This is a genomic window from Leptotrichia sp. OH3620_COT-345, from assembly GCF_003932895.1.
GTDB lineage: Bacteria > Fusobacteriota > Fusobacteriia > Fusobacteriales > Leptotrichiaceae > Pseudoleptotrichia.
On sequence record NZ_RQYW01000017.1, the window covers coordinates 39,700 to 47,436 of the forward strand.

The 7,737-nt window shown below is 27.6% G+C and carries 9 protein-coding genes; 4 read left to right on the forward strand and 5 right to left on the reverse strand.

The window, feature by feature from the left end; all coding sequences use genetic code 11:
* The first annotated feature begins 10 nt into the window (after window positions 1–10).
* From EII29_RS09435 to upp, 4 genes are all read left to right on the forward strand, one after another.
* Window positions 11–391, forward strand: coding sequence for an adhesion protein FadA (locus EII29_RS09435; RefSeq protein ID WP_125237283.1), 381 nt, complete (start codon window positions 11–13; stop codon window positions 389–391).
* 2 nt (window positions 392–393) lie between these two features.
* A complete protein-coding gene (locus EII29_RS09440) occupies window positions 394–786 on the forward strand; it encodes an adhesion protein FadA (RefSeq protein ID WP_125237284.1) in 393 nt (130 codons plus the stop codon).
* A 187-nt stretch (window positions 787–973) separates the two neighbouring features.
* On the forward strand, window positions 974–1,213 hold the full coding sequence (locus tag EII29_RS09445) for a type B 50S ribosomal protein L31 (RefSeq protein ID WP_125237285.1): 240 nt from the start codon (window positions 974–976) through the stop codon (window positions 1,211–1,213).
* Between the two features lie 94 nt (window positions 1,214–1,307).
* On the forward strand, window positions 1,308–1,931 hold the full coding sequence (gene upp, locus EII29_RS09450) for a uracil phosphoribosyltransferase (protein WP_125237286.1): 624 nt from the start codon (window positions 1,308–1,310) through the stop codon (window positions 1,929–1,931).
* Between the two features lie 522 nt (window positions 1,932–2,453).
* On the opposite strand, the gene EII29_RS09455 is transcribed toward upp, so the two are convergent.
* Genes EII29_RS09455 through msrB form a run of 5 tightly spaced genes read right to left on the reverse strand, consistent with a single transcriptional unit; the run spans window position 2,454 to window position 7,213 of the window.
* Window positions 2,454–4,121: a sensor histidine kinase gene (locus EII29_RS09455; RefSeq protein WP_125237287.1), complete on the reverse strand. Its 1,668-nt coding sequence runs from the start codon at window positions 4,119–4,121 to the stop codon at window positions 2,454–2,456.
* 33 nt (window positions 4,122–4,154) lie between these two features.
* A complete protein-coding gene (locus EII29_RS09460; RefSeq protein ID WP_125237288.1) occupies window positions 4,155–4,934 on the reverse strand; it encodes a response regulator in 780 nt (259 codons plus the stop codon).
* Window positions 4,935–5,408 (reverse strand): redoxin family protein, encoded by a 474-nt coding sequence (locus tag EII29_RS09465; RefSeq protein ID WP_125237289.1) that lies wholly within the window; start codon window positions 5,406–5,408, stop codon window positions 4,935–4,937.
* A gap of 35 nt (window positions 5,409–5,443) precedes the next feature.
* Entirely contained in the window at window positions 5,444–6,088 is a 645-nt protein-coding gene (locus tag EII29_RS09470; RefSeq protein ID WP_125237290.1) for a cytochrome c biogenesis protein CcdA, read from the reverse strand.
* A gap of 15 nt (window positions 6,089–6,103) precedes the next feature.
* Window positions 6,104–7,213: a peptide-methionine (R)-S-oxide reductase MsrB gene (gene msrB, locus EII29_RS09475; RefSeq protein ID WP_125237291.1), complete on the reverse strand. Its 1,110-nt coding sequence runs from the start codon at window positions 7,211–7,213 to the stop codon at window positions 6,104–6,106.
* Window positions 7,214–7,737: the final 524 nt, after the last annotated feature.

Genomic DNA, 7,737 nt, shown 5'->3' on the forward strand with positions numbered 1-7,737 from the left:
GGAGGATGTTATGAAAAAATTAGGAATTTTATTTGTATTGTTAAGTGCGATCAGTTTCGCAGATTATCAAACAATAAATGCAAAATTTAGCAAACTGGAAGGCGAATATAACCAGCTTGTTAACATGGAAAATCAGCAATATGCAAAATTGAGAGGAAATGCTGAAACAGCTACTCAAGCGTTACAAGAAAAGCAAGCTTTAAAAGCAGCAATTGAAGAAAAAATGTCGAAATTGGAACAGACAAGAAATACAAAATATTTTAAAGGTGAATATGAAAATCTTGTAAAAGAATACAAAAATGTAGTAAAAGCATTAGATGCTGAAATAGCTTCATTATCTAAAGTAGTAAATAACTTTGATAAAGTAGAAGAATTAAAAGGAGGAAATTAGTAATGAAAAAAAAATTAGCAGTTTTAGTAGGAGTATTAGTATTAAGTAGTATGGCTTTCGGTGCTGCACCGGCAAAAAAATCTTCTTTAGAAGATAGTTTAAACAATTTGGAAAAACAACTTCAAAGATTGGACCAAATGGAACAACAAAAATTTAACGAGCAGGCAGCTTTAGCACAAGCAGCACAACAAAGATTAGACAAATATTTAGCAATGCAGGCAACTATTGACCAAAGAATAGCTGATATCGAAGCAAATGCTGATAAAAGTATCTTTGGAAAAGAATTTAAACAAAAAATGTCAGAATTCAAATCTTTAAGAGCTGAATTGGATAAAGAGATTAAAAAAGAACAAAAAGTATTAGAAGACTTTGAATTGTTAAAATCTTTAAGATAATTATTTGATAATAACTTAAAAAGATTATTTAATTAGTGAAAAATAGGTTTGAAATATGAATTTGTATTGAAACCTATTTTTTATTTCCGATTTGCTGTTAAAAAATACTTGAAAATAACCTGAAAGTATGATATTATTATTTGAATTAATGGAAATAATATCCTAAATAGATAGAAAGGAGTCACATATGAAAAAAGATATACATCCTGATTATAAGTTTGTTGTATTTGAAGATACAAGTAATGGAGATAAGTTCTTAGGGAAATCTACAAAAAGCTCAAAAGAAACGACAACTTTTGAAGGTCAAGAATATCCTGTAATTAAAGTTGCTACAAGTTCTACTTCACATCCTTTTTATACAGGTAAGTCTAAGTTTGTTGATGAAACTGGAAGAGTTGATAAATTTAAGAAAAAATATAATTTATAATATAAACAGAGTTACTATTTTTAATAGTAGTATTCTCTGTTTTTTTTTAAGAAATTAAAAAAATTTTAAATAATGAAACGGAGTGATTATACTAATGGCAGTTTATGAATTGAAGCATCCTTTGATTGAGCATAAGCTAACAAATCTGAGAAATAAAAATACTGATACGAAACTTTTTAGAGAGAGTTTGAATGAGATCGCGGGGTTAATGGTTTATGAAGCTACAAAGCATTTACAGCTGAAAGAAATAGAAACTGAAACACCTATTCAGAAAACAAAAACAAAGATTTTAGATGAACCTGTTACATTAGTACCTATTTTAAGGGCAGGCCTCGGAATGGTTGAAGGGATACTGCAATTACTTCCTAATGCAAAGGTCGGACATTTAGGGGTATATAGAAATGAAGAGACATTTGAACCGACTTATTATTATGCTAAAATGCCTTTAAATGTAGCAGAAAGTCAGGTATTTATAACTGATCCTATGTTAGCTACAGGAGGATCGATGATTTATACAATTGATTATTTAAAACAAAAAGGCGTAAAAAATATAACTATGCTTTGTATTATCGGTGCTCCTGAAGGGATTAAGAAAGTTATTGAAAAGCATCCCGATGTGGATTTGTATATAGCGGCAATAGATGAAGGACTTAATGAAAAAGCATACATATATCCGGGATTGGGAGATGCCGGGGATAGAATTTTCGGAACAAAATAAAATAGTAAAAAATCATGGAAGAAATTTTGTCAGCCATGATTTTTAAGTTTGTAGTAAAGTTTTTAAAATCTTTTAGAAATTTTGTTATATATAAATGCTAAAAAGGTTTAGTAAATTTAAATGTATAGAGAATCGAAGAAAATGTACTGTTCCGTATGTTTTATATTATTTTCATGGATATCCCGAAGAGAAATGGGAATAAAAAAGTTTAAAAAATTAATTTGGTTATTTTATCAAATTTTTCATTCCGTAAGCTTCTCTTTTCATTTTGTTAGATTTTATAATTAAAATTAACAATTTATATTTTTCTGAAAATATTATTTATAATTTTGGAATATTTTTTATTTATAAAATAATTTTACTTAAAACTGTTCCAATAAGGTAGAAAAATATATTAAATTATAAGTTTATATTTTATAGAAGCAGTAAAGACAATATTTTTGATTTTTTAAATATATAGTTTGTAGTTGAAAGATTATTTTAACTTATGGAATAATTTTATTAAAATATCTTTTAAAAATTTTAATCTAAAGGTAGTTTCAATATAACGATTGAACCTGAAGAAACCGGTTCTATCTGTATTCCGTATTCATTTCCGTAATAAAATTTTATTCTTTTATCTACATTTTTTATTCCTACACCGCCGATTTTAGTTTTTTTGAACTGCTTCGATTTTTCAAATCCAATTCCGTTATCTTCAATTATAATATTTAAGTAACTATTGTTTTTGGAAACAGTGATATTTATAATTCCTTTACCCAAAATATTTTTAATACCGTGATAAATAGAATTTTCAACAATAGGTTGAATAATTATTTTAGGAACTACTGTAGACAGCAAACTTTCATCTACTTTAAAATTGTAAGTAAGTTTTTCTTCATATCGCTGTTTCTGAATAAATAAATATTCCTGAACATGAGTAAGCTCATCCTTTAATGAAATCTTTTCATTTCCGTTACTAAGAGATAATCTGAAAAAATTCGCAAGGGATTTTGTTATTGTAATAACTTGCTCACTGTCACCAAATTCAGTCATCCATATGATAGTGTCAAGAGTATTGTAAAGAAAATGAGGATTTATTTGACTGTGCAGCACTTTAATTTCATATTCTCTCAAATATTTAATTTTATTAATCATGGAGTTAAAATGTTTTACCAAAACTTCAATTTCATAGCTTGTATTTTTTTCAAGAGAAAATTCACTTAAAGAATTTTCAAATTTTTGTATATGATTTTCCAGCTTTATAAGAGGCTGAATTAATTTTCTTATAATCAAGTAAGTGACAATGGTAGTGAATGTGAGAGAAATAAGAAATATAGCTATAATAACATCAAAAAAACTTTTTTTCAAAAGAACAAGGTCATTCATTTCAGAAAAACTTATTAATTGCCAATCGGTATTTTCTATATGTACTTTTGTCAAAGCTATATTTTTGTTTTTATAGTATTCCTCGTTTTGAGATAAAAATTTATCCAGACATTCTTTATTTATAAAACAGTTTACATTTTTGTAATATATAATATTTTCTTGTCCGTCAATTATGAGATTATCACTGTGTTCTCCGACAGAAATGTCTTTCAAATATTCATTTAAAGCTTGATATTTTATGTCAAAGACAATAACGCCTAAATTTTCTCCACTTTTATTTTTTATATCTTTACTTATAGATAAAACCCAACTTGTCATATCCATAGAAGTCTGTTTTTTTCTGATAGGATTTAAGACAGGATGGTCAGTATTGTTTATAGCACTGATATACCAGCTTTCTTTCATCATATCAGCTGAAATATCCATATTGACTGATTTTTCATTGGAAATAATATCCCCGTTTTTTCCTATAATAGTTATACTTTTTATATTTCCATTATTTTCATTTATTATGAGTTGAATCATTTTTTCAACATTTTCTCTGGAAATTTCATTGTGATTTATTAAAGTTTCTGCAATGTCAGTATTGACAGATAGAAGATTTATAAGATTTTTCAATTTGTCCATATACAAAGAAACATATTCCGCACTTTTTTCAGCACTTTTTCGTGTTGATTCTATTTCCTTTTTCATTATAATATATTTTGAACTGTAATAAAAAATGCTGCTTAAAAAAAATATAAACAGGAAATTACCTATTAAATAGTAGATTATTATTTGAAACATCATGGATTTTCTTATGGATTTTTTTAATAATTTCATAATTTCTCCTATTGTGCGAAATGTTTTTATATATTAATTTTTTTCAACTATGTTTTTTTTAAATTCTTTAGGTGTTATCCCAAAAGTTTTTTTAAACTTGGAGTTGAAGTAATGAACATTCTCAAAACCGATACGTTCTCCTATTTCATAATTTTTTAAATCGGTTGTAAGTAAAAGTAATTTTGCTTTTTCCATTCGTACATTGTTCAAATAATTCTGAAAAGGAACACCGAACAAACTTTTAAAAAGAGAACTTAAATATCCTGAAGATAAACTCAGATCATCCGCAAGAGAATTTAAGTTAAAAGAAACATCGCTAAAATTGTCTTCAATTTTTTTTGAAATAATACTTTTGTATTTGCTATTTGAAGTTAGAGTATCTGTAGTTTCATTTTTAATTTTATTTATAAGCTTTTCAGCTTCAATATGTTTTTTTTCTTCATTAAGTTCAAACACAAGCTTTGTTATAATTTCGTTTATATCCTTTTTTGAAACAGGCTTGAGTATATAGTCTTCTACACCTATTTTAAGAGCTTTCTGAGCATATTCAAAATAATCGTATCCGGTTATTATAGCAATTTTTGTTCCTTTTTTTATATTTTTCATTTCTTTTGCAACGGTAAGTCCATCTTTAAAAGGCATATTTATATCGAGAAGTACAAGATCAGGTAAAACTTCAGAAAATACCTTAGAGGCGGAGTTTCCGTCTTCCGCCTCATATATATCAGTTATTCCATATTTATCAAAATCTATAAATGTTTTTATTCCCCTTCTTATTATAGGTTCATCATCAACTATTAAAAGACTGTACATTTACTTTAAAGCTCCTTTTATTTGTGCTGTATTCAGGTGACCGGGTAATACTTTTGTAATATTTAAGTTTGCATCCAATATTAAATTTGAAGGATATCCTCTAACTTGGGCTTTTTTAAGTATTTCCCCTTTTTCATCTAACAATACGGTTACATTTTTATAGTTTAATCCTTTATACCATTGTATAAATTTATCTTTAGGTTTTTCGCCTTTATGCCCCGGAGAAACTATAGTTATTACTTCAAAATTTTTATTTTTTTCTCCACTAAGGACATCTATTTCATGGAGTCCTGAAAGACATATAGGACACCAAGAAGCCCACATTTTTACATAAACTTTTTTTCCTTTATATTTACTGAGTGAAACAGTATTATTATTTATATCTTTTAATTGAATTCCGTTCAATGAATTACCTCCTGCGGCTAAAATATTAAAACTTAATATTACAAGTAATAACGTGATAATTTTTTTCATAGTTTTCAAATCCTTTCTTTACTTTATGTTTTTATTTAAAAATGCAATTTATTTGTTATAAGTAAAATGCCCATAAAAATAATAAGTATTCCTCCGATGATTTTAAATTTATCCAGATATTTATTCAAAGATCTTGTTCTCTTTAACAGCTCTTTAGAAAAAAATGAAAACAGGATAAAAGGTGTAGCCAGTCCTAAAACATAAATAAACATCATCATTCCTCCGTATATTGCAGAACCTCTGTCTCCTGAAAGGGCAAGGACTGATGTTAAAATCGGTCCCACACAGGGAGTCCAGCCTAGACTGAATGTCAATCCTAATATTAACGCTTCAAGAGATGAACTTTTCCCGTCAGTTTTTATTTCAAGCAGTTTGGTTTTTTCTAACTGTTTAAATTTCAATATACCCATCTGATGTATTCCTAAAATTATAACTATTATTCCTGAGATTATTCTTATGTTGTCGTTAAAAAAAATATTTCCTAGAAATCCGAAACTGAACCCTAAACTTACAAATGTGAGGGATAATCCCATTATAAATAGAAACGTATTTATTACAGTTCTTTTGCCCTTACTTAAAATCCCGAGATATACAGGAACAATAGGAAAGATACAAGGTGAAAAAAATGAAGCAAGTCCTGCTAAAAACACACTTCCTATTAATAATTGCTGTCCAAACATATTTTACTCCTTAAATTATTTAACTAAATTTACAAGATATTCGTAACCTTGTTTTTCCATCTCTTTTAACGGTATGAATTTTATTGCGGCACTGTTTATACAATATCTAAGTCCGCCTTTGTCTTTCGGGCCGTCATCAAACACGTGTCCTAAATGAGCTTTCCCGCTTCTACTTAAAACTTCGGTTCTTATCATATTGAAACTTGTATCTTTTTCATAAGTTACAACATCTTTTACAATAGGTTTAGTGAAGCTTGGCCAACCGCAACCCGAATCATATTTATCTTTTGAAGAAAATAAAGGTTCGCCTGTAGTTATGTCTACATAAAGTCCTGCTTCATGATTATCCCAGTATTCATTGCTGAATGAATGTTCAGTATTTTTCTTTTGAGTAACGCTGTATTGTAAAGGTGTAAGTTTTGCCTGTAATTCTTTGTCGCTTGGTTTAGGATAGTCTTTAGGATCTATAATAATGTTATCAGCTTGTTCCAAATCTATATGGCAATATCCGTTAGGATTTTTCTTTAAATAATCCTGATGGTATTCTTCAGCTAATATATAATGTTTTAACGGTTCAACTTCAACTTGGATTTTATCGCTATATTTTTGCTGTTGTTCTTTTATTTCTCTAACAATAGTTTCTTTATCTTTAATATTTGTATAATATATACCTGTACGGTATTGTCTTCCTCTGTCGTTTCCCTGTTTGTTTATACTTGTAGGATCTATAACCTGAAAATAATATTTCAGTAATTTGTCAAGGGAAATTTTATTTGCATCATATTTTACATGTACTGTTTCTGCATGATCAGTTCCGTGTAAAATCTGATAATTTGTAGAATCTGTTTTACCATTAGCGTAACCTGAAGTAGCATCTTTAACTCCGTAAATTCTTTCCATATACGCTTCTATCCCCCAGAAACAACCTCCTGCGAGATAAATTTCTCTTATATCCTCTTTAATATCGGATTTTGTAATTTGTTTGTCATTCATCATTGTGCCGTCCTTTTTATTCATATTTTTTGTTTCCGTTTTCTTTTTTGACATATTGTCATTTTTCATTACCATAGCTGCTGAAAGAAGGGTAGCAGATATGGCGAATAATACCAATCCTTTGTATTTCATAATTTCCTCCCTATGATTTTCAAAATTCTTTCTCTTGGCTTGTGAAGAAATTATATCTCATAAAAAATGAAATTATAATAAATTATAATAATTTTTTTTTATAATTTTATCATATTATAGCAATATTTAGTAATTTTTTTATAAAAAATTTGAATGTTAGATTTTTACTTATATTTCAATTTTATTTTTCTATTACTGTCATAATTTAACTGCACTTTTACGAAAGAAAAATATTGAAAAATAAATATAAATTTATTTAAAATTCAAAATGACTGTTGCTTTTCTTGAAAAATTGGGTTAGAATGTATTGAATAATAAAAATAAAATTAATAAACGCATTTTAAATTTGAAAAGGAGAATAATTATGAAAATTAAAGTGAAATTTTTTAAAGGATATTTCCAAGAGAAATTACCGAGAAAAATAGCAGCTTTTGTAATGCTGCTGTTTTTTAATTTCAATATATTTTCCGAGGTAATACCTGATCCTGCAAGTATAGGGACAAGAGTAACAAAGACGGCTTCGG